Origin of the sequence: Polaribacter marinus (assembly GCF_022662535.1) — a bacterium.
Lineage (GTDB): Bacteria > Bacteroidota > Bacteroidia > Flavobacteriales > Flavobacteriaceae > Polaribacter > Polaribacter marinus.
This window is the reverse complement of sequence record NZ_JAKQYM010000011.1, coordinates 1-25,308: the sequence shown is the minus strand read 5'-3', so window position 1 is coordinate 25,308 and position 25,308 is coordinate 1. Positions and strand designations below refer to the sequence as shown.

Below are 25,308 nucleotides of genomic sequence, written 5' to 3'. Positions count from 1 at the left end.
TTATAGTTTCTAAAACCAATATTAGTAAAGGTTTTATACAAATTAGACGAGTTTATATTTGATTTGTTACAAGATTTTTCAACTAAAAAATTAGTTTAAACTAATTTTTTAGTTATATTTGTGATGTAGAACTAAAAACTTAGTTAAAATTATGGCGAAACAGTTAACAAAGGCAGAAGAACAAATTATGCAAGTTTTGTGGGATTTACAAGAAGCCTCTGTAAAAGAAGTAATAGATCAATTACCAATACCAAAACCAGCATATAATACTGTTTCTACAATTGTTAGAATATTAGAAACAAAAGAATTTGTTAATCATAAACCTCTTGGAAGAGGCTTTTTATATTATCCTATAATTGATAAAGAAACTTATAGTAATCAAAGTTTACATAAGTTAATGAATGGATATTTTGATGGTTCATTTAAAAGTATGGTTTCCTTTTTTGTAAAAGAAAACAAAATGGATATTTCTGAATTGGAATCTATTTTAAAGGAAGTGAATAAAGATAAAAAGTAAGCAGTTTAACAGTTGCAATTTACAGTCAAATCTAAAAATTATGATTAATTATATTTTACAAGTCATTTTATTTCAGGTATTATTCTTAGCGATTTATGATTTCTTTTTAAGTAAAGAAACTTTTTTCACAAAAAACAGGTGGTATTTATTAAGCATACCTATATTGTCTTTTTTAATTCCGTTTATTAAAATACCAACGTTTCAAAAAGCAATACCACAAGAGTTTATTATTTATTTACCAGAAATTGTTTTATCGCCAGAAAAAATAATTCAAGATACTACATTTTATCAGTCAATAAATTATGTAAACATCTTGTTTTTAGTAGGGGTAAGCTTGTTTGCAATCTTATTCTTAATTAAACTTATCAAAATTTTTAATTTAATTAGAAAATCAGAAATCGAAAAAAAGAAAGCCTTTACATTAGTACTAATTCCTCATCAAACAAAAGCATTTTCATTTTTTCATTTTATCTTTTTAGGAAAGGAAATTCCAGTTTCACAACAAAATCAAATTATAGCACATGAGTTTGTACATAGTAAACAAAAGCATTCTTTTGATTTATTGTTTTTTGAAATGCTAAAAATTGTGATGTGGTTTAATCCAATGATTTATTTCTATCAAAAAAGAATCACTTTAATACACGAGTATATTTCTGATCAAATTGTAGTAAAATCAGCATCAAAAGAAACGTATATAAATAATTTATTATCCAACTTTTTTCAAGTTGAAAACATTGCTTTTGTCAATCAATTTTATAGAAAAACCTTAATTAAAAAAAGAATTATTATGATGAAAAAAACACAATCAAAAAAAAGGAATCAATTAAAGTATTTAGTAATAATACCTGTATTGGCAAGTATGTTATTTTATGTTGGATGTACAACGGAAGATTTAAAAGAAGAACCACAAAGTAAAGAGGAAAGAATTAAGGAATTGTTAGAAGAATTAAATTCGTTAAGAGATAAAGAGCCATATGTTGTTACTACAGAATCTAGAAAGGAAACAGTTAATTATAGCGACGAAGTTTCATTTATGATCATAGACAAAGCACCAACTTTTCCAGGTTGTGAAGAAGGTGATAAAAAATGTTTTTCTAATATGATTCAAAAGCATTTTATACAAAATTTTGATTCTGATTTACCTAATACATTGGGCTTAGCATCAGGTAGAAAAAAGATTTATATTGGATTTAAAGTAGATAAAGAAGGAAATGTTGTAGACGTTCAAGCAAGAGCTCCACATGAAGAAATTAAGAAAGAGGTTCTAAAAGTAATGAATAGATTACCTAAGATGATTCCTGGTGAACATAAAGGAGAAAAAGTGGGTGTAAAATATTCAATTCCTTTTGTAATAGTTGTTAAATAAAAAGAGATTATCTATGAAGATAAAAATATTACTTGTCTTATTATTTTGTATGATAAAAGTTGAAGCACAAACTTCAACTTTTTCTGTTGCCGATAGTTTGTTTGAAAAAGGAAGATACAGATTAGCTTTAGAAACATTAGACAAATTGGAAGAGCCTTCTTTTTTATCAAACTATAAAAAGGCACTTATTTACGAATCTATAGATAATTATAAAAAAACGGCAGAGTATTTAGAAAAAGCATTGGTTTTTAAAGAAGATTATCAATCAAAATTAAAATTAGCAAAAGCTTATTTACGATTAAAAAAATCAAATAAATCGGTATCTATTTATGAAGACATTTTAGAGATAGATTCTTTAAATTTGATTTTAAAATATCAATTAGGAAAACTATATCTTGTTACAAAAAATGCAGATAAAGCAATTTCAATATTTGAGTATTTAATAAGTAAAGACCAATTAAATGCACATTATTCTTATCAACTAGCTTTGGCTTTTGCGATTAAAAATGATAGAGATAGAATGATCAATAGCTTTATTGATACCTATAAAAAAGACACACTTCATTTAAAAGCCATTTCTAGATTAGCCATTAGTTTTAATAAGTTAAGAGATATAGACTCTACAAAATTATTTGTAGAAAAAGGTTTACTTATAAATAAGGACGATGTGAATCTCAATAAGTTAAAAATCAATCAATTATTTAGAGAACAGAAATATCTAGAAACAATTCCGCTTTTATTAAATTTAGATAGCATAAGTAAAAAAGACACCTATAGTTTATCAATGTTAGGAAAGTCTTATTATAATTTAGATAGCTTAGAAATTGCAAAAAAGTATTTCACAAAACTATCTTTTAAAGATAGAGAAGATTTTAAAGCAAATACATATTTAGGGCACATTGCAATGAAAGAAAAGAAATACATGTCTGCGATGATGAATTATACAATAGCAACAAGAAAAGGAAAGGAAAAACGAGACGAAGAATTTTATGGTTTAGCAATGATGTTTTACGAAACTAAAAAACCTAAACAAGCAATTGATAATTTTGAAAAAGCATTCAAAGAAAATTACAATAATTACAGAGCATTGTTTCAATTAGCTAAATTATCAGATGATTATTATAAAGAAAAAAAGATAGCCTACAAACATTATGTTAGATATTTAGATCGTTTTCAAGACAGGGATGAGGTTATGACAGCTTTTGTAAAAAGAAGAGTAAAAGAGATCAAAAAAGAGTACTTTTTAACAGAAGAAAGTTTAGATTAAGAATTCAACAAATTTTAGTAAATTCACGCAATAAATAAAACTATGTTTTTGCGTGTTTTTACTTTTATAATTGTAATCGTTTTTTTCACTTCGTGTGATAAATTCTCATTTACAAATAACTCACAAACAATTACTTTAGATACAATTGTAGATCTTTCTTCTGTTGATGTGTCTCCGTCTTTTAAAGTTTGTGATTCTATTATTGATAAAACAAAAAAAACAGATTGTTTTAGAACTTCTATTCATCAAAAAATAGGAGGAGAGTTGTTGAAACATTCTTTTATAATTAAAAATGCTATTTCTGAAACTGTATATGTTAATATGATGATCAACTCTAAGGGACTTATTATTTTAGAGGAGGTTCAATCTTCAGAAAACATAAAAAAAGAATTACCAGAACTAGATAGCTTGTTAAGAGCATGTGTACAGAAATTGCCAATTATTCATCCTGCAATTAAAAGAGGAATTCCTGTAACAACAAAATATAGATTGCCAATTAAAATTCAGTTAACTGAATAACTATTTTCTATCATCCTATGTTTTAAGACGGAGGAATCTCATTATCTTTTTATCTAGTTTTTTAGGGAAGGTTTGTCGTAATAAAAATTGCTGCAAACTAAAGAGATTCTGAATTTATGTCAGAATCTCAATTTTATTTTAACATTTTGCCAGTCTTATGAAATTTCTTCTAAAGTTAAAATGACAAAACGGGATGTTAGTATTTTTAGGTTATCAGAATGATAAATAAAGGAAGGACATTTCCTTAATTCAACATTTGCCAAAGTTTGTCTTTTAGTTCTTGTAAACCCGTTTGAGCAACAGCGGAAATAAATATAGTTTCAACACCTTTTGGTAAATCAGCTTTAATTTCTGCTATTAATTCATCATCTAGCATATCTGTTTTAGAAATGGCTAATAATCGCTCTTTGTCTAATAATTCTGGATTGTGCTTTTTTAGCTCATTTAAAAGAATTTCATATTCTTTGTTAATGTCATCACTATCTGCAGGAATTAAGAACAACAAAGTAGAATTACGCTCTATATGACGTAAAAAACGATGTCCTAAACCTTTTCCTTCTGCAGCTCCTTCTATGATTCCAGGAATATCAGCAATAACAAAAGTGTGCGAATTTCTGTGTTCTACAATTCCTAAATTAGGTTTTAAAGTAGTAAAAGCATAATCTGCAATTTTAGGTTTTGCAGAGGTTAAAACCGATAATAAAGTTGATTTTCCTGCATTAGGAAATCCAACTAAACCTACATCTGCTAATAACTTTAATTCTAAGCGAAACCAACCATCTAAACCATCTATTCCTGGTTGTGCATATCTTGGTGTTTGGTTGGTAGAAGATTTAAAGTTCCAGTTTCCTAGACCTCCTTTTCCTCCTTGTAACAATATGACTTCTTTTTGATCTTCTGTAATTTCTACAATAACTTCATCGGTATCAGCATCTCGTACAATTGTACCTAAAGGCACATCAATATATATATCTGAGCCATCATGTCCAGTACTTCTACTTTTACTTCCTGCACCACCATGATCTGCTCTAAAATGACGTTTAAATTTTAAATGAAATAACGTCCACATATTTTTGTCTCCACGTAAAATTATATGACCACCACGTCCACCATCACCACCATCTGGACCTCCTTTGGTAATATATTTTTCTCTGTGTAAATGCACAGAACCTTGCCCTCCTTTTCCAGAAGAGGCGTAAATTTTTATGTAATCGACAAAATTTCCTTCAGTCATTTTCTTTCTGTATGCGTTTACTTATGTAAAAATAAATAAACTATTTAACGATTCAACGTTTTATAAAGTATCAAATACTTTAGCAATTCTTTGGGTAATTTCTTCTATAGAACCTACTCCGTTAATGCCATAATATTTATTTTGAGCATCAAAATAATCTTTTAAAACAGCTGTTTTTGTATTGTATTCATTAAAACGATTTCTAATTTTTCCTTCATCAGTATCGTCTGTTCTTCCACTTGTTTTACCACGTTCTAATAAGCGCTCTACAAGTAAATCTTCTGGAACTTCTAAAGCAATCATTCCGTTTATTTGTTCACCTTTTTCAGCTAAAAAAGTATCTAAAGCTTCTGCTTGAGATTCTGTTCTTGGAAAACCATCAAAAATAAATCCTTTCGCCTCTGCATTTTTTGCTACTTCTGCTTTTAGCATTTTTATAGTAACTTCATCCGGAACCAAATCTCCTTCATCCATATATTTTTTAGCCAACAATCCAAGTTCTGTTTGGTTCTTAATGTTGAAACGAAATACATCACCTGTAGAAATATGTACTAAATTATACATTTCTTTTAAAAATTCGGCTTGTGTTCCTTTTCCTGCTCCTGGAGGACCAAATAATACGATGTTTTTCATTTTAGGTTGTGTTGTTAGTTGATATATATCTGCATAATTTCTTCCAAAGCCATTGTAATCTAATCCGTAACCAACAATAAATTTATCTTCTATGCTTTTTCCGATGTAATCTATTGGCAGTTCTTTTTTAAATACATCTGGTTTAAAAAATAATGTTGCAACTTTTAGTTGTTTTAAATTTTTGTCCTTAAATATATTATAAATTTCTTGAAGTGTGTTTCCTGTATCAATAATATCTTCTAATATAATTACAGTTCTTCCTGTTAAATCCTCATTAATTCCTACGAGCTGTTTAACATTGTCTGTAGAGGCAGTACCTTTATACGAAGCTAGTTTTACAAATGAAACTTCACAGTCTCCGTTAAACGCTCTAATAAAGTCTGCAGCAAATAAAAAACAGCCATTTAAGATACCTACAAAAAGTGGAGCTTCGTCTTTTGGTAAATCAGCCTTTACTTGTATAGCAAGTTGTTTTACAATCGTTAAAATTTCTTCCTTATTTATATAAGGTTTAAAGTATAAATCGTGAAGTTTTATAATTTTCATAAGACTGCAAATATAAGGCCTACATGTGTAATGAAAAAACCGTTTTCTTATAAGTACAAGAAAACGGTTTATGATTATGTTATAATAGAATTATTTATTCTTTTCTTCTTTTTTAGAAGTGTCATACATTATTGGTGTTGCCACAAATAATGATGAATAAGTACCAACTGCTACACCAACAATTAAAGCAAACATAAATCCTTTAATAGAATCTCCTCCGAATAAGAAGATTGCTAACATTACTAATAATGTTGTTAAAGAAGTGTTTATGGTTCTTCCTAAAGTAGAACTTAAGGCTTTGTCTACAACTTCACTATACTTCCAATCTGGACGTGTTCCTGTAAATTCTCTAATTCTATCAAAGATTACTACGGTATCATTCAGAGAGTACCCGACCACAGTTAATATGGCGGCTATAAATGATTGTCCTATTTCCATATCAAAAGGCATAAAGCTATAAGTAATAGAGAATACACCTAATACAATTAATACATCATGGAAAACAGCAACAACAGCTCCAATAGAGAAAGAAACTTTTCTAAATCGTAATAAGATATATAAGAAAACAACTAATAAAGAACCGAAAACTGCATATAATGCTGATGTTTTAATATCATCTGCAATGGTTGGTTCTACTTTCATATAACTCATAACACCAGCCCCTTGTTTTTCGAAACCAGGTTTAAAGTTTTCATATGTGGTGTCTCCTAAGTATGATTTTAATCCTGTAAATAAAGCACTTTGTACTTCTTCATCAACCTCTTGCCCTTCTTCATCAATTTTATAAACAGTCGTTATTTTTAATTGGTGATCTGAACCATAGGTTTTTACTTCTGGTGCGGTACCAAATGCATCTTTTAATGTTGAAGCAACTTCGGTAGCATTCATAGTTTGATCAAAACGAACAATATAAGAACGTCCTCCTTTAAAGTCGACTCCTTGTTTTAATCCGATAGAAAATATAGAAACAATTCCTGCTATAATAATTGTACCAGAAATGATGTATGCAACTTTACGTTTCTTTAAGAATTCAACATTGATGTTTTGGAACCATCCTTTAGAAATAGATGTGTTAAATGTTAAGTTAGCGTTTTTGCTAATTGACTTATCAATTAAAATACGAGTAATAAATACTGCTGTAAATAATGAAGTAGCAATACCAATCATTAACGTTAATGCAAAACCTTTAATGGGTCCTGTACCAAAAACATATAATATAATACCCGTTAATAATGTCGTAATATTTGCATCTATAATTGCAGATAAAGCTCCTTTTATACTAAAACCTTCTTCAACAGATTGTTTTAATCCTTTCATAGAAGTTAAACTCTCTTTAATCCTTTCAAAGATAATTACGTTTGCATCTACAGACATACCAATTGTTAAGATAATACCTGCAATACCAGGTAATGTCAACACAGCGTTAAAAGATGCCAGTATTCCAAAAATAAATAAGATGTTTACAGCTAAAGCAATATCAGCATATAAACCTGCTTTTCCATAGTATAAAATCATCCATAGTAAAACAAAGATAATTGCTAAACCAAATGATAAGAAACTTGAATCTATTGCTTCTTGACCTAAAGAAGGTCCAACAACTTCAATTTGTATAATTCTAGCTGTTGCAGGCAATTTACCCGCTTTTAAAACTGTTGCAATATCTTCTGCTTCTGCAACTGTCATTGTTCCTCCAGAGATAGAAGTTCTACCACCAGTAATTGCTTGGTTTACAGAAGGAGCAGTATAAACATAATCATCTAAAACAACTGCTACAAAATTCCCCACATTATCTGCAGTCATTTTAGCCCATTGTTTAGTTCCAGAAGCATTCATTGTCATGCTAACCTCTGGTTTGTTTAATTGGTCAAATACTTGTGAAGCATCTAAAATAACATCACCATCTATTGTGGCTTTGTTATTTCTATTTCCTTTTATAGCATATAAACCTATAAGTTCTGTTGCTTCATAATCATCACCGGCGTTTGCTGGTTTAGTAGGTGTTATTGTTTTATAATCCCATAAGAATTTTACATATCTTAATTCTGCAGGTAATAATGCTCTAACCTCTTTTTTTGCTAATAAGCTATTAACAGTTGCTGTATCAAGAACTTTTGCTTGTGCTACTAAAGAACTTAATTGTTGTTGAGATTGTGCTACGTTAGGATATAAATAAGTAAAAAGATTTTTTTGAACTTTCGTAGAATCTGTAGTTTCACCTAAAAGATCATCAATATCGTCTTTTTTTGAAGAGTCTTTTTCTTTTTCTAAAACAGTGTCATCTTTTAATAATTCGGCAACTTTAGCATTTGCAGAGAAAAAGAAATTTTGAACTTCTGCATTTGTATAAACTTCCCAAAATTGTAATTCAGCTTTACTAGTAATTAATTTAGTAACACGTTCTATATCTTTAGCTCCTGGTAATTCAATTTGAATTCTTCCAGAATTTCCAATTCTTTGTATGTTAGGTTGTGTAACACCAAATTTATCAATTCTACTTCTTAAAACTTCAAAAGCTGTACCAATAGAACTGTTAATTTCTTCTTGTAAAGTTACCTTTACAGTTTTGTTTTCTTCGTTAAATGAAATTTTCTCACTTAAAGCTTTTGTTCCAAAAATAGAAGGGTCACTTAATTTAGTATCGCCAGCAATTTTTTCAAATTCTTCAAAGAATAAGTCTAAATACGTAGCATTACTGTTTTTTTGAGCTTCATCTGCAGCGCCTAAGGCTTTGTTAAAAGCAACGTTTTTAGAATCATTAGATAAACTTTTTAAAACTTCTTTTACTGATACTTGTAAAATAGCGTTTATACCTCCTTTTAAATCAAGACCAAGGTTCATCTCTTTGTCTTTTACATCATTGTAGCTATATTTTGTAACAGCTAAGTCTATAATGTCTTTGTTGGCAACACTGTCTAGATACTTTTGTTCAAAAGTAGCTTTTTGTCTTGCGTTGTTATCAGTTACTTTGTTTTCAGCATATACTTTTGCGTCATCCTCAACTTTGTTGGCTAAAAATGTAAATGATAATTGGTACAAACTCACTAATCCAAAAAGGATTGCGAATAATTTAATAAGTCCTTTGTTTTGCATGTTCTTTATTTTTTGTCGACTTCTTTTTTTTAAAACGTGCAAATATACTCTTTCAAAGTAGAGTAAACAATTGTTTTGTTATATTTTATGAGGACTTTTTTAAGTTTCTGTTAAATTAAATTTTAATGATATTAACAACTCTATAAAATGATTATATTTATTTTTTTAAAATGATAAAAAAACAATACTTAAAATATTAAAATGACACATTTTTCGGATATAGAAATTGCACAAGCAAAAGAATTAAAACATATAAGAGAGATTGCGGCAAAATTAGATGTTAATGAGGCTGATTTAGAAATGTTTGGAAAATATAAGGCCAAGCTCCCTTTGTCTTTGATTGATGATGATAAAATAGAAAATAATAATTTAGTATTAGTTACTGCACTTACACCAACTCCTGCGGGAGAAGGTAAAACAACCGTATCTATTGGTTTAACAGAGGGGTTGAATAAAATAGGAAAACAAGCAACAGTTGTTTTAAGAGAGCCTTCTTTAGGGCCTATTTTTGGAATGAAAGGTGGTGCCGCGGGTGGTGGATATTCGCAAGTTGTACCCATGGAAGATATCAATCTGCATTTTACAGGAGATTTTAATGCTGTAGAAAAAGCAAACAATTTATTGTCTGCTTTAATTGATAACAATATTCAGAATAAAGTAAATAACTTAAATATAGATCCTAGAACCATTCTTTGGAAAAGAGTTATTGATATGAATGATAGGGCTTTGCGTGATATTACAATTGGATTGGGGGGAACGGCAAACGGTGTTCCAAGACAGGATGGCTTTAATATTACTCCAGCTTCTGAGGTGATGGCAATTTTATGTATGGCTTCGGATTTTGAGAATTTAAAAAAACGTCTAGGAGATATTTTTATCGGACTTACTTATAAAAACGAACCTGTTTTTGCACGAGATTTAAAAGCCGAAAATGCCATGGCTATTTTGTTGAAAGATGCTATTAAACCTAATTTAGTTCAAACTTTAGAAGAAAATCCAGCAATTATTCATGGTGGGCCATTTGCAAATATTGCGCAAGGAACAAATACGATAATTGCTACAAAAATGGGGCTTTCATTATCTAATTATGTTGTTACAGAAGCAGGTTTTGGGGCGGATTTAGGAGCTGAGAAATTTCTAAATATAAAATCTCAATTTGCAAATTTAAATCCTAAATGTGTTGTTTTAGTTGCAACAATTAGAGCTTTACGTCATCATGGTGGCGCTAAAAAAGAGGATTATAATACTCCTAATTTAAGCAAGGTTACTGAAGGATTTAAGAACCTAGAAAAACACATAGAAAATATTAGAAAATTTAATATAGAACCTGTAGTGGCAATCAATTCTTTTGTTTCAGACTCTGAAGAAGAAGTTAGTTTTGTAGTGGAAAAATGTGCTAGTTTAGGTGTTCATGCTGTGTTGTCTAAAGGTTGGGCCAAAGGAGGAGAAGGTACAATGAAGTTGGCAGCAGCTGTTGTTGATATTGTAGAGAATAAAGCAACACAATATAAACCTCTGTATAATTGGAAATCGCCAGTAACAGATAAAATAGAAATTATTGCAAAAGAAATTTACGGAGCGACTGCTGTGGAGTATAGTAAACAAGCTCAGTTGAATTTGAAAAGAATCAATAGATTAGGTTTTAACGATTTTGCTGTTTGTATGGCAAAAACGCAAAAATCTTTTTCAGATAACGAATCTTTAATAGGAAGACCAGAAGGTTTTACTGTGACGGTTAGAGAAATTGAAATAGCTGCTGGTGCACAGTTTCTAATTCCTATTCTAGGAAAGATGATGCGTATGCCAGGGTTACCAATAAGTCCTGCTTCAGAAAATATGACGATAGATAATAATGGAGTTATTTCTGGATTGTCTTAACGTTAAATAAAAAATGAAAACCACAAACCCGAGTTATTTAACTTGGGTTTGTGGTTTTTGTAATTATGGAAATTTTATATCCTTTACTGTTTTTTAATTCTACCGTCTTTTTCGTTTGCAAAAATTAAACGTAATTCGGCTTTTTTATTTGAATTTAGAATAACATAATCATAGTATGCTGTTCTATCATAATATTGTAGCTTTTTATCTCCTTCTGTTGATTCTATAATAATTTCATACCAAACTTCTCCTTCTTTTTCTTTTGTTTTAGGTTTTTTTGTTTTTGAATCTATAGATATTCCCCATTTACATTTTGTTGTTTTGTTTTTAGGGCCAACTCGCATATTGCTCTTGTAATATCTGGTTTTACAAGTTCCGTCAGCGTTTAAATTGATTTCATATTCATAGTTGAAATTAGTGCTGCCAAAACTACTTGTTTTTTTTAGTAAATATGTTCCACTCATCTCTTTGGGATGAATCATAGCGTATTTATATTCAACTAAATTAATTTTTGTTTCATTTGTTTTAGCATCTTTTATAGCTAATTTTAGTTGAGCGTTTGTTATATTTAAATAGAACAAGGTTAAAACTAGAATCGTTTTTTTCATAATTTTATATTTTAAAATTCAAAGCTAATTATTTTTATAAGTAAAAAAAATACCTACAAGTAGGTATTTTAACATAAAAAAATCCAGCCTTTTGGCTGGATTTTTTTATAATTATTATTTATAAAAAAAATGATATTTTTTATAAATCTAACAAACCATTGGTTTTGGATACACCAGCAGCAGATTCTTGCATATGTGCTTTTTCAGCATCACTTAAATTAATTTCTACAATGCTCTCAATTCCGTTTTTACCTAAAACAACAGGAACTCCAATACATAAGTCATTTAATCCATATTCACCTTCTAATAAAGTTGAACAAGGGTAAATTTTCTTTTGATCGCAAGCAATTGCTTGTACTAATCCGCTTACAGCAGCACCCGGAGCATACCAAGCAGAAGTGCCTAATAAACCGGTTAATGTTGCTCCACCAACTTTAGTGTCTTGCATAACTTGTTCTAATCTCTCTTCTGAAATAAATTCAGAAACAGGTACAGAATTTCTTGTTGCTAATCTTGTTAACGGTACCATTCCTTTATCAGAATGTCCTCCAATTACCATTCCGTCTACATCAGAAATAGGAGCTCCTAAAGCTTCTGCTAACCTGTATTTAAAACGAGCAGAATCTAAAGCACCACCCATTCCAATAATTCTGTTTTTTGGTAATCCTGTAGTTTTATGAACTAAATAGGTCATTGTATCCATAGGATTAGAAACTACAATGATAATTGTGTTTGGAGAATGCTCAATTAAACTAGCAGATACCATTTTTACGATTCCTGCATTAATGCCTATTAATTCTTCACGAGTCATTCCTGGTTTTCTAGGAATCCCTGAGGTAATTACGCAAATATCAGAATTTGCAGTTTTAGAATAATCGTTTGTGCTTCCAGTGATTTTTGTGTCAAATCCATTTAATGAAGCGGTTTGCATTAAATCCATTGCTTTTCCTTCTGCAAAACCTTCTTTAATATCTAGAATGACAACTTCAGATGCGAAGTTTTTAATTGCGATATACTCTGCACAACTTGCGCCTACTGCACCTGCACCAACTACTGTAACTTTCATGTTTTTATATTTTTATTGTGTTGAATAATTTTATCTAGCAAAAATACGATAATAGATTAATATTTAAGTGATTGAGCAAACAAAAAAAGACATCAATTTTGATGTCTTTTTTTTCATAAACTTAAAACAAATTTTATCTAATACTAAAAGCTATACCTAAGTTAGCTGTGTTGTATTCTTGTAATGAATAAGAGCCAAAAACTTTAAAGAAACCTAAACTTAATCTAGCTCCGACTGTTGTGGTGAAGCCACTTGCATTAAATTTAGAGTTTAAAGGATCTGTAAGTGTTCTTGTAAGGCCTCCGTTATAATCTAATTTATAGGTACCTAGCATTTTTAATGTTGAAGATCCGCTAGTGTATCCTAATCCTCCATAAATATTTATAATAGGAAAATTTAAAGAAGCTAATGCTTGTACTGTATATGAATTCAATTTAAATTCCGCAGCTTGATTTGAGCCTGAAACAGAACTACCATTTTGTATATCATAATCTACATTCATTGAGGTATACGCAGCTAATAATGAAACGTGTAAAGGTGTTTTTTCCATAGGTCCAAACCAGCTAGTTATTTCTTTCTTAATCCCAATTCCTAGAAGACTTCCTTTAACATCATCATTTCCTACTTTAGGAACCAAACGTAAATTAGCTTCAAATTTTCCAGGTAAACCTAAATTTACTTGAACTGCTGGGGTAGGAATTGCATTTAAAGGTAAACTTTCTTTGGCTCCACCAGGCATTGTAAATTGAGTTGTGTAAGTATTTCCTCCTTCTTGGAAAGAAACTAAAGCAATCGGTTTTTGATCTTCAGAACCTGCAACAGTGGCTGCGGTAGATGAGACTGAGGTTACAGAGCTTAAATTTAAATCAGAAAATTTAAACATTTCATCAGCTTCTGGAACAATAGATGCATTAAGACCAATAGATATGTCAAAGCCAAATGATTTGTGAACTTTTGCTGTATGATACCATCCGCTACTCATACCGTAGATTAAACCTTTCATTGCGGGGTTAACATATGCATTAATTAATTTACTTCTATCTGCATTGTCTGCTAAAAGTAATGCTTCTAAGCCATCTTGTGCTTTTGTATTAAATGACAAAGAAAATATGCATAAGAAAAAAAAAATATACTTTTTCATTTTATTGAATTTTAATTAATAGTTGTTTGGTTTTTTATGTTAGCTAATATATAAAAAAAAACACACTCTAAGAATTAGAGTGTGTATGGTTTGTTTGTTTTTAAGTGTATTATGCATCTATATTTGCATACTTGGCATTTCGTTCTATAAAGTCTCTACGAGGAGGAACTTCGTCTCCCATTAGCATAGAGAAAACTCTATCAGCTTCCCCTGCATTGTCAATTACTACTTGACGTAAAGTTCTAAATTCAGGGTTCATAGTGGTGTCCCAAAGTTGTTCTGCATTCATCTCTCCAAGACCTTTGTATCTTTGAATGCTTACAGAGCCACCCATTTGCTGTGCAATTAAATCACGTTGATTATCATCCCAGGCATATTCTCTTTTTTGTCCTTTTTTAACTAAATATAAAGGTGGAGTAGCAATGTAAATATAACCTTGCTCTACCATTTCTCTCATATATCTAAAGAAGAACGTTAAAATTAAGGTAGCAATATGTGATCCATCTACATCGGCATCACACATAATAACTACTTTGTGATAACGTACTTTTGATAAGTTTAAAGCTCTTGGGTCTTCTTCTGTTCCGATAGAAACACCTAGGGCCGTAAACATATTTTTGATTTCTTCGTTTTCAAAGACTTTATGTTGCATGGCTTTTTCTACGTTCAAAATTTTTCCACGAAGTGGTAAAATGGCTTGAAAGTTTCTATCTCTACCTTGTTTTGCAGTACCACCTGCCGAATCTCCCTCAACTAAGAAAATTTCACATTGTGCTGGATCTGTTTCTGAACAGTCAGATAATTTACCAGGCAAACCACCAATAGACATCACTGTTTTACGTTGTACCATTTCTCTGGCCTTACGTGCTGCATGTCTTGCAGTTGCTGCTAAAATCACTTTTTGAACGATGATTTTTGCATCATTAGGATTTTCTTCTAAATAGTCAGTTAGCATTTCTGAAACTGCTTGAGATACTGCAGAGCTAACTTCTCTGTTTCCTAATTTTGTTTTGGTTTGTCCTTCAAACTGTGGTTCTTGTACTTTTACAGAAACAATTGCTGTTAGTCCTTCACGGAAATCATCACCAGCAATATCAAATTTTACGTTTTTAAGTAAACCAGATTCATCAGCATACTTTTTTAAAGTACCTGTTAAACCACGTCTAAAACCAGATAAGTGTGTTCCTCCTTCGTGAGTGTTAATGTTATTTACATAAGAATGTAAATTTTCTGCATAAGAAGTATTGTAAACCATAGCAACTTCTACAGGAATGCCATTTTTCTCACCTTCCATAGAAATTACAGAGCCAATTAATTGCTCGCGAGTAGAATCTAAGTATTTAATAAATTCTGGTAAACCTTCGTCACTATGAAAAGTTTCTGAAATAAAGTTTCCTTCATCGTCAGTATTTCTTTTGTCAGTTAAAGTGATGGTAATTCCTTTGTTTAAGAAAGCTAATTCACGCATACGAGTTGCAAGCGTTTCATAATTATACTCTGTTGTTTGTGCGAAAATAGATTTGTCTGGTAAAAAAGTAACAATGGTACCCGTGAAATCTGTTTCTCCAATAGTTTTAACAGGATAAAGAGCTTTTCCTTTTTCGTATTCTTGCTCCCAAACTTTTCCTTCTTTATGTACTGTTGCTCTTAAGTGATCTGACAATGCATTAACACAACTTACCCCAACACCGTGTAAACCACCAGAAACTTTATAAGAATCTTTGTCAAATTTACCACCGGCACCAATTTTAGTCATTACAACTTGTAGTGCAGAAACGCCTTCTTTTTTATGTATTCCAACAGGAATTCCACGACCATTATCTTTTGTCGTAATAGAATTATCTTCATTGATTGTAACATCAATAGTATCACAATAACCTCCCATTGCTTCATCAATAGAGTTATCTACAACTTCATATACTAAATGGTGTAAACCTCTAACGCCAACATCTCCAATATACATTGATGGACGCATTCTTACGTGCTCCATTCCCTCTAATGCCTGAATACTGGAAGCATCATAATTGTTTTTATTGTCTTCGCTCATTATTTTAAATTAAGTTAAACGTATGGTTGTTTCTGTAGGTTTTATTTGTTGAAATTGAAACCAGAAGCAACATAATCATCTTTTTGTAAGACGATTTGATTTGTAGCAAATTTACGTTTTTAAAACATTAAATAAAAGCTTTTAAGTTTGTGAGGTTTAAAATTATCAACATTTGTTAAAAAGAAAAAAGTGCCTTAAATCGCTTAAAAACTACTTTAATTTTAAAATTGCTATTTTTTAATGTTGATGTAGGAGTTGATAAAACTAAAAATCTCGGAAAAGCGAGATTTTTAGTTTATAGAAAATGTGTTTTTAGGCTAATTTAATCACTAAATCTTCAGAATTTACCATTACACCTGCTTTTAGAATTAACTGTTTTATCGTCGCATTTTCGGTTGCGGTAATTGTTGTTTCCATTTTCATGGCTTCAATAATAAATAATGGTTGATTTTTAGTTACTTTTTCACCTTTCTTCACTAAAATACTAGATAGCATTCCTTGTAAAGGAGCTCCAATTTCTTTACTATTTGCTTTGTCTGCTTTTACATGTTCTATTTTGTTAATTTTAACGGATTCATCTTTTATTTGAACCGCTCTTCCTTGTCCGTTAACTTTAAAATAAACGGTAACCATTCCGTCTTCATTTGGTTCGCCAATAGAATCTAAAGTGATTAAAAGAGTTTTACCTTTGTCTAATTCGATAATAATCTCTTCACCTCTTTCCATTCCGTAAAAGAAATTTTTGGTTGGTAAATTAATCAAACTATCATATTTTAAATGCTTGTTATACGCATCTGTAAAAACTTTTGGATATAATTTATACGATAAGAAATCTGTAAAATCGATAGGTCTGCTTAAATCGTTTTCAAATATTTTTCTGAAAGCTTTATATGCTGCCTCAATATCTAAAGGCTCAATATGTGCATTTGGCCTGTCGGTATATGGTTTTTGATCTTTTAAAATTAACTTTTGAAGATCTTTTGGAAAACCACCAACTGGCTGACCTAAATCTCCTTTAAAGAAACTTACTACGGATTGTGGAAACGAAATAGTATCGCCACGCTCTAAAACATCTTGTACCGTTAAATTATTACTTACTAAATATTGTGCCATGTCTCCAACTACTTTAGAACTTGGGGTTACTTTTACAATATCTCCAAAAAGTAAGTTAACATCACCGTACATTTTAGTAATTTCATGAAATCTGTCTTCTAAACCTAAAGCTTGTGCTTGGGGTTTTAAATTAGAGTATTGTCCTCCAGGAATTTCGTGTTTAAAGACTTCACCAGAACCAGATTTTAAGCCAGATTCAAATGGATAATAGTATTCCCTAACAGTTTCCCAGTAGTTAGAGTACTCATTTAAAGAATCGATATTTAAGTCACTTTCTCTTTCATTAAATCTCATCATTTCTACAACCGAATTAAAATTAGGTTGAGATGTTAATCCAGATAAACCACCGAGTGCTACATCAACAACATCTACTCCGGCTTCAATTGCTTTTAAATACGTTGCAGATTGTATCGATGACGTGTCGTGTGTGTGTAGGTGAATAGGAATATTAATTTCTTGTTTTAATGCTGAAACCAATTCGAAAGCCGCATACGGTTTTAATAAACCAGCCATATCTTTTATAGCTAGGATATGGGCACCAGCGTTTTCTATGTCTTTGGCTAAAGTTGTATAATATTTAAGGTTGTATTTGCTGTTTTTTGGATTCAATATGTCGCCTGTATAACAGATGGAACCTTCTGCTAATCCTTCGGTTTTATTTCGTACGTGCTCGATACAAGGTGCAATAGATTTCATCCAATTTAAAGAATCGAAAATTCTAAAAATATCGACTCCATTTTCCCAAGATTGTTGCACAAAACTTTCTATTAAGTTGTCTGGATATGCTGTATAACCAACACCGTTAGAGCCTCTAATGAGCATTTGAAATAATACGTTTGGCATTGCTTTTCTTAATAAACGTAGTCTTTCCCAAGGGTTTTCTTGTAGAAAGCGCATACAAACATCAAAAGTTGCGCCTCCCCAAACTTCCATACTAAAGATATTTGGGTTGTTCTTTGCGTATCCTTCAGCTACTTTTAACATGTCGTAGGTACGCATTCTTGTAGCTAGCAAACTTTGATGAGCATCTCTCATGGTAGTGTCTGTAAAATGAACCTTTTTTTCATTTTTTAACCATTGAGAAAATTTATCCGGCCCCAATTCTGTGAGTAAATCTTTTGTTCCTTTAGGGAAACTTGCGTTTATGTCAAACTTAGGCACTTCTGGTTTTACAAAAGTTTTTGTTGGATCTATTTTTTTAACATCTGGATTTCCGTTTATAATAACATTACCTAGTTAGGTGACTAATTTTGTAGCTCTGTTTCTAGGTGCTTTAAAAATAAATAGATCAGGGTTTTGTTTGATAAAGTTTACCGTTACTTCTCCTTTTCTAAAAGTTTCGTGTTGTAATATATTATATAAAAAAGGCATGTTTGTTTTTACCCCTCTAATTCTAAACTCGGCTAAAGCTCTTCTAACTTTTCTACAAGCACCATCTAAAGTTCTACTATTTGCAGTTACTTTAACTAACATAGAATCGAAAAAAGGGGAAATAATTGCTCCCTGATATACGCTTCCTGCGTCTAATCGGATTCCGAAACCCGAGGCACTTCTATAGGTAGTAATTTCTCCATAATCTGGTTTAAAATCATTTTGAGGATCTTCCGTGGTAATTCTACATTGTAAAGCGTAACCATTTATTTTTACGGACTCCTGATTTGGGATTTTTATTTGCTGGTCTCCTAATTGATATCCACCCGCAATAAATAATTGTGTTTTTATTAAATCGATGTTGGTTACAACTTCTGTAACTGTATGTTCTACTTGAACTCTAGGATTTACTTCAATGAAATAAATAGAGCCATCATCGTCTACTAAGAATTCTACGGTTCCAATATTGTTGTAATTTACAGCTTTACAGATAGCAATTGCATAAGTGTAAAGCGCGTCTTTTGTCTCTTGTTTTAAACCGTATGAAGGAGCAAATTCAATTACTTTTTGGTAACGACGTTGTACAGAACAATCTCGTTCAAAAAGATGTACAATATTACCGTGATTATCGGCAACAATTTGAATTTCAATATGTTTTGGGTTTTCTACAAATTTTTCAAGAAAAACAGTATCATCGCCAAAAGCATTTAAAGCCTCTCGTTTACTTTCATTAAACGCTCCTTTTAATTCCTCTGATTTTCTAATAACACGTATTCCTCTTCCGCCACCTCCAGAAGCTGCTTTTAGCATAATAGGATACCCAATTTTTTCAGCTTCGATCAACGCAGTTTCAACGTTATTTAAAGGCTTTTCGTTACTTTTAATAATAGGAATGTTGTTGGCAACTGCTACTTCTTTAGCTGTTATTTTATCTCCTAAAGATTTTAAAACAGATACTTTTGGACCAATAAAAATAATGCCATTATCCTCACATTTTTGAGCAAAATTCGAATTTTCTGATAAAAAACCGTAGCCAGGGTGAATTGCATCAGCGCCAATTTCTAATGCAACTCTAATAATTTCATCAATATTTAAATACGGTTTTAACGGTTCGTTGTTTTCTCCAATTTGGTAAGATTCATCAGCCTTGTACCTGTGAAGTGAGTAACGATCTTCAAAGGTGTAAACCCCTACTGTTTTTACGTTTATTTCTGTACAGGCTCTAAAAATTCTAATGGCAATTTCTCCTCTGTTGGCAACAAGTATTTTTTTAATTTTCATGTCTTTTTTTTTTGAGTTTTGTTAGCAAACATTCTCTATAAAAATAAGAAACACATTTTAATTTATCTCTAAATTAGAAAATTTATATTTTAATTAATTTTAGTTTTAAAGTTTTGAGAATGTATTTTTAATAGGAATCATCATGCACATTGGCAATTGCTCTACCAGATGGTTCGTTCATGTTTTTAAAGGCTTCATCCCATTCTAAAGCGATTTGAGTGCTACAAGCAACACTTGCTTCTTGAGGAACACTTAAAGCTGCTGCATCACTTGGAAAATGTTCTTCAAAAATTGAACGGTAGTAAAATTCTTCTTTATTTTGTGGGGTTTGAATTGGAAATCTAAATTTTGCATTTGCCAATTGCTCATCTGTAACTTCTTTTTCAACAACTTCTTTTAAGGTGTCAATCCAACTGTAGCCAACTCCATCAGAAAATTGTTCTTTTTGTCTCCAAGCAACACTTTCTGGCAACATATCTTCAAATGCTTTTCTGATGATCCATTTTTCCATGCGTTCACCGTTGATCATTTTGTCTTTCGGATTTAAACGCATCGCAACATCTATAAACTCTTTATCTAAAAACGGCACACGACCTTCAATTCCCCAAGCCATCAAACTTTTATTAGCTCTTAAACAATCGTACATGTGTAATTTGTCTAGTTTACGAACCGTTTCTTCGTGAAACTCTTTTGCATTTGGTGCTTTGTGGAAATATAAATAACCTCCAAAAATCTCATCTGCACCTTCACCAGAAAGCACCATTTTAATTCCCATAGATTTAATAACTCTTGCCATTAGGTACATTGGTGTCGAAGATCGAATTGTAGTAATATCGTAAGTTTCTATATTATAAATTACATCTTTTATAGCATCTAAACCTTCTTGAATTGTAAATTTTATTTCATGATGTATAGTGCCAATAAAATCTGCGACTTTTTGTGCGGCAGCTAAATCAGGAGAACCTTGTAGTCCTACAGCAAAAGAATGCAATTGTGGATACCAAGCGTCTTTTTCATCGCCCGATTCAATACGTTTTTGTGCATATTTTTTGGCTATGGCAGATACCACAGAAGAATCTAAACCGCCAGATAATAACACTCCATAAGGGACATCACTCATTAATTGCCTGTGAACTGCGTCTTCAAGCGCTTTTTTTACTTCTGCAATACTTGTTTCGTTTTCTTTTACAGCCTCATATTCAGACCAATCTCTTTTGTACCATTTTACAAATTCACCGTCTTTACTAGACATATAATGCCCAGGAGGAAATAATTCAATTTTAGTACATATTCCTTCAAGTGCTTTTAATTCTGAAGCAACATAGAAAGTTCCATTTTGATCCCAACCAATATATAAAGGGATAATTCCCATATGATCTCTGGCAACAAAGTATTCGTCTTTTTCAACGTCATATAATGCAAAACCAAAAATACCGTTCATTTCATCAATAAAATCAACGCCCTTTTCTTTGTAAAGAGCTAAAATAACTTCACAATCAGAAGCTGTCTGAAAATTGTATTTTCCATCAAATTGTTTGCGCAATTCTCTGTGATTATATATTTCACCGTTAGCGGCTAAAATTAATTTTTTATCATCGCTAAATAAAGGTTGTTGTCCTGATGCAGGATCTACAATAGCAAGTCTTTCGTGAGACATGATTACTTTATCGTCGCTATATATTCCACTCCAATCAGGCCCACGATGTCTAATCTTTTTAGACATTTCTAATAATTGAGGTCTTAAAACTTCAGATGTCTCTTTTAAATCAAACGCACATACAATTCCGCACATAACTTTATATTTTTATAGTAATTGTTTATTTCCAATACAAAAAACCGATTATTTGTATTTTAAATAAACATAAAATCAATAATTAGTTATAAATAATAACTTTTTTATTTAAATTAATTTGTTAATGTAAGTTTATTGTCATTTTTGTCTTTAGATACTTATTGTTTGTTAGTTAAGAGAAAAAAAGTGCCTTAAAATTTGTTCAAGTAGATTTTGGTTTCTAAATTTGTAGCTCAATGATGAAACAACAAAACATATGGTGGTGGAACTCTCTTAATTAATAAGTGAGAACTAATCCTATATATAATTAATATAAAAAAAAGGCTTATCTCACGATAAGCCTTTTTTAATTTTATAAAATGAAGAAATTACAATTTAAGACAATTCATAAAACAAAGATTGCAGATACCGTTACACCGGTTGGTTTGTACTTGCGTTTTAGAGACAAATACGCTAACACTTTGTTGTTAGAAAGTTCAGATTATCATAGTAAAGAAGAAAGTTTCTCATTTATTGCGGTAGAGCCCATTTTAACGATGAAAGTGGACGATTATGAGTTTTCTGTTTCTCATAAAGGAACACAACTAGATCAGCAACCTATCAACAAAAACTTTTATGAGTTGTTTGATAAGTTTACCAATGCTATAGATTTAGAGTGTCCAGCCGAATTAAAATCGTTCAACGGATTGTACGGTTATACAACCTTTGACTCTGTTCAGTATTTTGAGAATATTCAATTTAAAAACCCAAAAGCACCTTCTGCAATTCCAGAAATGCAATACAGTTTTTACCGTTTTATTATTGCTATCAATCATTTTAATGATGAAATGACATTGATAGAAAACATAGAAGAAGGTACAGCATCTCGTATTAAAGAAGTTCAGACTATTATAGATGCACAAGCTTTTAATACACAAAAATTCGAAATTGTAGGCGAAGAAACTTCCAATACAACAGGCGAAGAATTTAAAGAATATGTTAGAAAAGCAAAATCACATTGTAAAAGAGGCGATGTTTTTCAATTGGTTTTGTCACGCCAATTTCAACAAAAATTTAAAGGAGACGAGTTTAATGTCTATAGAGCGTTGCGTTCGATCAATCCGTCGCCATATTTATTTTATTTCGATTACGGTTCATTCAAATTAATGGGATCTTCACCAGAAGCACAAATTAAAATTTCTGCAGGTAAAGCCACTATCAATCCTATTGCAGGTACGTTTAGAAGAACGGACGATATGGCAGAAGACATTAAGTTGGGTAAAAAATTATCCGAAGATAAAAAGGAAACGGCAGAACACGTAATGTTGGTAGATTTAGCCCGTAACGATTTAAGCAAACATGCCGATAAAGTTACGGTAGAGGTTTTTAAAGAAGTACAGTATTTTAGCCACGTAATTCACTTGGTTTCTACGGTTAGAGGTAAGATTAAAGGAAACCCAATAGAAATTGTTGGAGACACTTTTCCTGCCGGAACCTTAAGTGGCGCGCCAAAGTACAAAGCAATGGAGTTGATAGACAAATATGAAAATCAAACCCGTGGATTTTATGGAGGAGCAGTAGGTATTATCGGTATAGATGGTTCTGTAAATTTAGCCATTGCCATTCGTTCGTTTGTGAGTAAAAACAACGTTTTGTATTCGCAAGCAGGCGCAGGAATCGTAATTCATTCCGATGAAGAAAAAGAATTACAAGAAGTAAATAACAAGTTAGCGGCGTTAAAAAAAGCGTTGATTTTAGCAGAGAATATTTAAAAATAGCTATTAGCTGTTAGTCGTTAGCAATTTGCTAAAAGCTAAGAGCAAAGAGCCCAAAGCTTTTAAAATGAAAATATTAATTTTAGATAATTACGATTCTTTTACCTACAACTTGGTTCACATGGTAGAAAAAATTACAGGAAATTTTCCCGCAGTTTTTAGAAACGACGAAATCAGTATTGCAGAGGTAGGAAACTACGATATGATCATGTTATCGCCAGGACCAGGAATTCCGGATGAGGCAGGAATCTTAAAAGAAGTAATAAAAACCTACGCAGGTGTAAAACCAATATTCGGAGTATGTTTGGGGTTACAAGCCATTACAGAGGTTTTTGGAGGAACTATCATCAATTTAGATGACGTTTTTCACGGAGTTGCCACAGAAATGAGGGTCGCAGACCCTTCAGCCATTATTTTTAAAGATATTCCAGAAACATTTTTAGCAGCACGTTACCATTCTTGGGCAGCAACAGACGAAGGTTTTCCAGAAGAAATACAAGTAACAGCAAGAGATGAAGATGGGTTAATTCAAGCAATTGAACATAAAATATTTCCAATTTCTGCGGTTCAGTTTCATCCAGAATCTATTTTAACAGATGTTGGTGAGCAATTGGTTACTAATTTTATCAATAGTGTAAAAAAGTAATGTCATCCTATGTTTGTCAAGTGTTAAATACTTTGTTAGAATTAATTACATTTAAAATTAATATTAACAAGAAAAGTATAGGGTAAAGGTTAAGATTATAGTCTGTCATTTGTCATAGAAGACCGTTCGGAATGCTAATCACTTTACCCTTTACTACTAAAAACTTGAACAGATCATTAGACATCCTATGTTTGTCAAGTGTTAAATACTTTGTTAGAATTAATTACATTTAAAATTAATATTAACAAGAAAAGTATAGGGTAAAGGTTAAGATTATAGTCTGTCATTTGTCATAGAAGACCGTTCGGAATGCTAATCACTTTACCCTTTACTACTAAAAACTTGAACAGATCATTAGACATTAAAGTCTGCATTTAGGATTGATAAGTAAAGTAGTAACTTTTCTATAAACATATTTGATATGAGTAAAATTATAGGAATTGATATTAGTAAACAAACATTTGATGTTTCTTTTTTAAAAAAAGATAAATGGGAACATAAAATATTTAAGAATAATTTAAAAGGTTTTGATTGTTTTAAAAACTTGATAGAAGAAAATGATTGGATTGTGATGGAAGCAAGTGGTCCTTATTATGTACAATTAGCGAGCTATTTAAATGCTTTTGGCTACAAGGTTTGTGTCCTTAATCCATTAATAATTAGACGTTACAGTCAAACAAGATTATACAGAGCAAAGACAGATAAAAAAGATGCTAGAACTATTGCAGAATATGGAACTCAATATGATTTAAAGAAATGGAGCCCAGAGAGTAAGTCAAGTACAGAAATAAAACAATTATATACAGCATTAGAGTTACTTAAAAAACAAATACATCAAACCAAAAGGCAGTTAGCATCTTTTCAAGCAACAGGATTGTTAACCAGTAGTCTTAAAAGAGAATTAAAACAAGTAGAAATATTGTTACAAAGACGTATTGATAAATTTGAAAAAGAAATAGAAAAGATAGGTGTTACAGCATATAAAGAAACAATAGAAAGGTTAAAAACAATACCAGGTGTCGGAATAAAAACAGCAATAATGATGAGTGTAATTACAGATAATTTCACAAAGTTTGAAAGCCATAAACAGTTAACAGCTTTTGTTGGGTTTAGTCCTAGGCTATATCAATCTGGTACTAGTGTAAAAGGAAAAGGACATATTTGTAAAATGGGAAAACCTCAAATAAGGAAACTATTATACCTCTGTTCTTGGTCTGCAAAAAAAGTTAATAAACATTGTATTGAGATGTATAAAAGATTAAAAGCAAAAGGAAAGCCCGAAAGAGTAATTAAGATAGCATTAGCAAATAAATTAATAAAACAGATTTTCTCTATTGCTAAAAACAAGAAATATTATGATGAAAATCATCAAAATTTATATTGCTGTAATTAGATGAAAATTTAACAAAAAACAATAGGTTTTTAACACAGATCATTCC

16 protein-coding genes and 1 pseudogene are annotated in these 25,308 nt (G+C 31.0%); 8 read left to right on the top strand and 9 right to left on the bottom strand.

The window, feature by feature from the left end; translation table 11 throughout:
* Positions 1–151 precede the first annotated feature (151 nt).
* From MC378_RS13415 to MC378_RS13400, 4 genes are read left to right on the top strand one after another with little or no spacing between them, the layout of a single operon-like run.
* Positions 152–517, top strand: a complete 366-nt coding sequence (locus MC378_RS13415; protein ID WP_242179281.1) for a BlaI/MecI/CopY family transcriptional regulator — start codon at positions 152–154, stop codon at positions 515–517.
* 40 nt (positions 518–557) lie between these two features.
* Positions 558–1,883, top strand: coding sequence for a M56 family metallopeptidase (locus MC378_RS13410; protein WP_242179280.1), 1,326 nt, complete (start codon positions 558–560; stop codon positions 1,881–1,883).
* 13 nt (positions 1,884–1,896) lie between these two features.
* Positions 1,897–3,150 (top strand): tetratricopeptide repeat protein, encoded by a 1,254-nt coding sequence (locus MC378_RS13405; protein ID WP_242179279.1) that lies wholly within the window; start codon positions 1,897–1,899, stop codon positions 3,148–3,150.
* 42 nt (positions 3,151–3,192) lie between these two features.
* Positions 3,193–3,669, top strand: coding sequence for a hypothetical protein (locus MC378_RS13400; RefSeq protein ID WP_242179278.1), 477 nt, complete (start codon positions 3,193–3,195; stop codon positions 3,667–3,669).
* A gap of 244 nt (positions 3,670–3,913) precedes the next feature.
* Here the strand turns inward: MC378_RS13400 and obgE are convergent, their stop codons facing one another.
* The 3 genes from obgE to secDF form a co-directional block, all read right to left on the bottom strand.
* The gene (gene obgE / locus MC378_RS13395; RefSeq protein WP_242179277.1) at positions 3,914–4,903 is read right to left on the bottom strand and encodes a GTPase ObgE; all 990 of its coding nucleotides are present in this window, start codon (positions 4,901–4,903) and stop codon (positions 3,914–3,916) included.
* A 60-nt stretch (positions 4,904–4,963) separates the two neighbouring features.
* Positions 4,964–6,082 carry an adenylate kinase gene (locus MC378_RS13390; protein WP_242179276.1) on the bottom strand — a complete coding sequence of 373 codons (1,119 nt, stop codon included), beginning with the start codon at positions 6,080–6,082 and terminating at the stop codon, positions 4,964–4,966.
* A 90-nt stretch (positions 6,083–6,172) separates the two neighbouring features.
* Complete coding sequence (gene secDF / locus MC378_RS13385; RefSeq protein WP_242179275.1) at positions 6,173–9,172, bottom strand: protein translocase subunit SecDF; 3,000 nt, start codon at positions 9,170–9,172, stop codon at positions 6,173–6,175.
* Positions 9,173–9,373: 201 nt separating this feature from the next.
* Here secDF and MC378_RS13380 point away from each other — a divergent pair, with 201 nt between their 5' ends.
* Positions 9,374–11,050 carry a formate--tetrahydrofolate ligase gene (locus MC378_RS13380; RefSeq protein ID WP_242179274.1) on the top strand — a complete coding sequence of 559 codons (1,677 nt, stop codon included), beginning with the start codon at positions 9,374–9,376 and terminating at the stop codon, positions 11,048–11,050.
* 83 nt (positions 11,051–11,133) lie between these two features.
* On the opposite strand, the gene MC378_RS13375 is transcribed toward MC378_RS13380, so the two are convergent.
* From MC378_RS13375 to asnB, 6 genes and pseudogenes are all read right to left on the bottom strand, one after another.
* Complete coding sequence (locus MC378_RS13375) at positions 11,134–11,658, bottom strand: hypothetical protein (RefSeq protein ID WP_242179273.1); 525 nt, start codon at positions 11,656–11,658, stop codon at positions 11,134–11,136.
* A gap of 139 nt (positions 11,659–11,797) precedes the next feature.
* Entirely contained in the window at positions 11,798–12,724 is a 927-nt protein-coding gene (gene mdh, locus MC378_RS13370; protein WP_242179272.1) for a malate dehydrogenase, read from the bottom strand.
* Positions 12,725–12,857: 133 nt separating this feature from the next.
* Positions 12,858–13,865: a DUF6588 family protein gene (locus MC378_RS13365; RefSeq protein WP_242179271.1), complete on the bottom strand. Its 1,008-nt coding sequence runs from the start codon at positions 13,863–13,865 to the stop codon at positions 12,858–12,860.
* 109 nt (positions 13,866–13,974) lie between these two features.
* The gene (gene gyrB, locus MC378_RS13360; RefSeq protein ID WP_242179270.1) at positions 13,975–15,912 is read right to left on the bottom strand and encodes a DNA topoisomerase (ATP-hydrolyzing) subunit B; all 1,938 of its coding nucleotides are present in this window, start codon (positions 15,910–15,912) and stop codon (positions 13,975–13,977) included.
* A 312-nt stretch (positions 15,913–16,224) separates the two neighbouring features.
* Positions 16,225–19,677, bottom strand: a pseudogene (locus MC378_RS13355) (pyruvate carboxylase).
* Positions 19,678–19,804: 127 nt separating this feature from the next.
* Positions 19,805–21,469 carry an asparagine synthase B gene (asnB, locus tag MC378_RS13350; RefSeq protein ID WP_242179269.1) on the bottom strand — a complete coding sequence of 555 codons (1,665 nt, stop codon included), beginning with the start codon at positions 21,467–21,469 and terminating at the stop codon, positions 19,805–19,807.
* 359 nt (positions 21,470–21,828) lie between these two features.
* Between asnB and MC378_RS13345 the strand changes: the two genes are divergently transcribed.
* The 3 genes from MC378_RS13345 (at position 21,829) to MC378_RS13335 (ending at position 25,262) form a co-directional block, all read left to right on the top strand.
* On the top strand, positions 21,829–23,220 hold the full coding sequence (locus MC378_RS13345) for an anthranilate synthase component I family protein (RefSeq protein WP_242179268.1): 1,392 nt from the start codon (positions 21,829–21,831) through the stop codon (positions 23,218–23,220).
* 70 nt (positions 23,221–23,290) lie between these two features.
* A complete protein-coding gene (locus MC378_RS13340) occupies positions 23,291–23,869 on the top strand; it encodes an anthranilate synthase component II (RefSeq protein WP_242179267.1) in 579 nt (192 codons plus the stop codon).
* A 421-nt stretch (positions 23,870–24,290) separates the two neighbouring features.
* On the top strand, positions 24,291–25,262 hold the full coding sequence (locus tag MC378_RS13335) for an IS110 family RNA-guided transposase (protein WP_242179266.1): 972 nt from the start codon (positions 24,291–24,293) through the stop codon (positions 25,260–25,262).
* Positions 25,263–25,308: the final 46 nt, after the last annotated feature.

Coding starts and splice junctions, on each gene's coding strand:
- MC378_RS13340 (WP_242179267.1), top strand. CDS start 23,291: ATGAAAATATTAATTTTAGATAATTACGATTCTTTTACCTACAACTTG.
- MC378_RS13345 (WP_242179268.1), top strand. CDS start 21,829: ATGAAGAAATTACAATTTAAGACAATTCATAAAACAAAGATTGCAGAT.
- MC378_RS13335 (WP_242179266.1), top strand. CDS start 24,291: ATGAGTAAAATTATAGGAATTGATATTAGTAAACAAACATTTGATGTT.
- asnB (WP_242179269.1), bottom strand. CDS start 21,469: ATGTGCGGAATTGTATGTGCGTTTGATTTAAAAGAGACATCTGAAGTT.
- MC378_RS13415 (WP_242179281.1), top strand. CDS start 152: ATGGCGAAACAGTTAACAAAGGCAGAAGAACAAATTATGCAAGTTTTG.
- MC378_RS13400 (WP_242179278.1), top strand. CDS start 3,193: ATGTTTTTGCGTGTTTTTACTTTTATAATTGTAATCGTTTTTTTCACT.
- MC378_RS13380 (WP_242179274.1), top strand. CDS start 9,374: ATGACACATTTTTCGGATATAGAAATTGCACAAGCAAAAGAATTAAAA.
- obgE (WP_242179277.1), bottom strand. CDS start 4,903: ATGACTGAAGGAAATTTTGTCGATTACATAAAAATTTACGCCTCTTCT.
- gyrB (WP_242179270.1), bottom strand. CDS start 15,912: ATGAGCGAAGACAATAAAAACAATTATGATGCTTCCAGTATTCAGGCA.
- secDF (WP_242179275.1), bottom strand. CDS start 9,172: ATGCAAAACAAAGGACTTATTAAATTATTCGCAATCCTTTTTGGATTA.
- mdh (WP_242179272.1), bottom strand. CDS start 12,724: ATGAAAGTTACAGTAGTTGGTGCAGGTGCAGTAGGCGCAAGTTGTGCA.
- MC378_RS13405 (WP_242179279.1), top strand. CDS start 1,897: ATGAAGATAAAAATATTACTTGTCTTATTATTTTGTATGATAAAAGTT.
- MC378_RS13410 (WP_242179280.1), top strand. CDS start 558: ATGATTAATTATATTTTACAAGTCATTTTATTTCAGGTATTATTCTTA.
- MC378_RS13390 (WP_242179276.1), bottom strand. CDS start 6,082: ATGAAAATTATAAAACTTCACGATTTATACTTTAAACCTTATATAAAT.
- MC378_RS13375 (WP_242179273.1), bottom strand. CDS start 11,658: ATGAAAAAAACGATTCTAGTTTTAACCTTGTTCTATTTAAATATAACA.
- MC378_RS13365 (WP_242179271.1), bottom strand. CDS start 13,865: ATGAAAAAGTATATTTTTTTTTTCTTATGCATATTTTCTTTGTCATTT.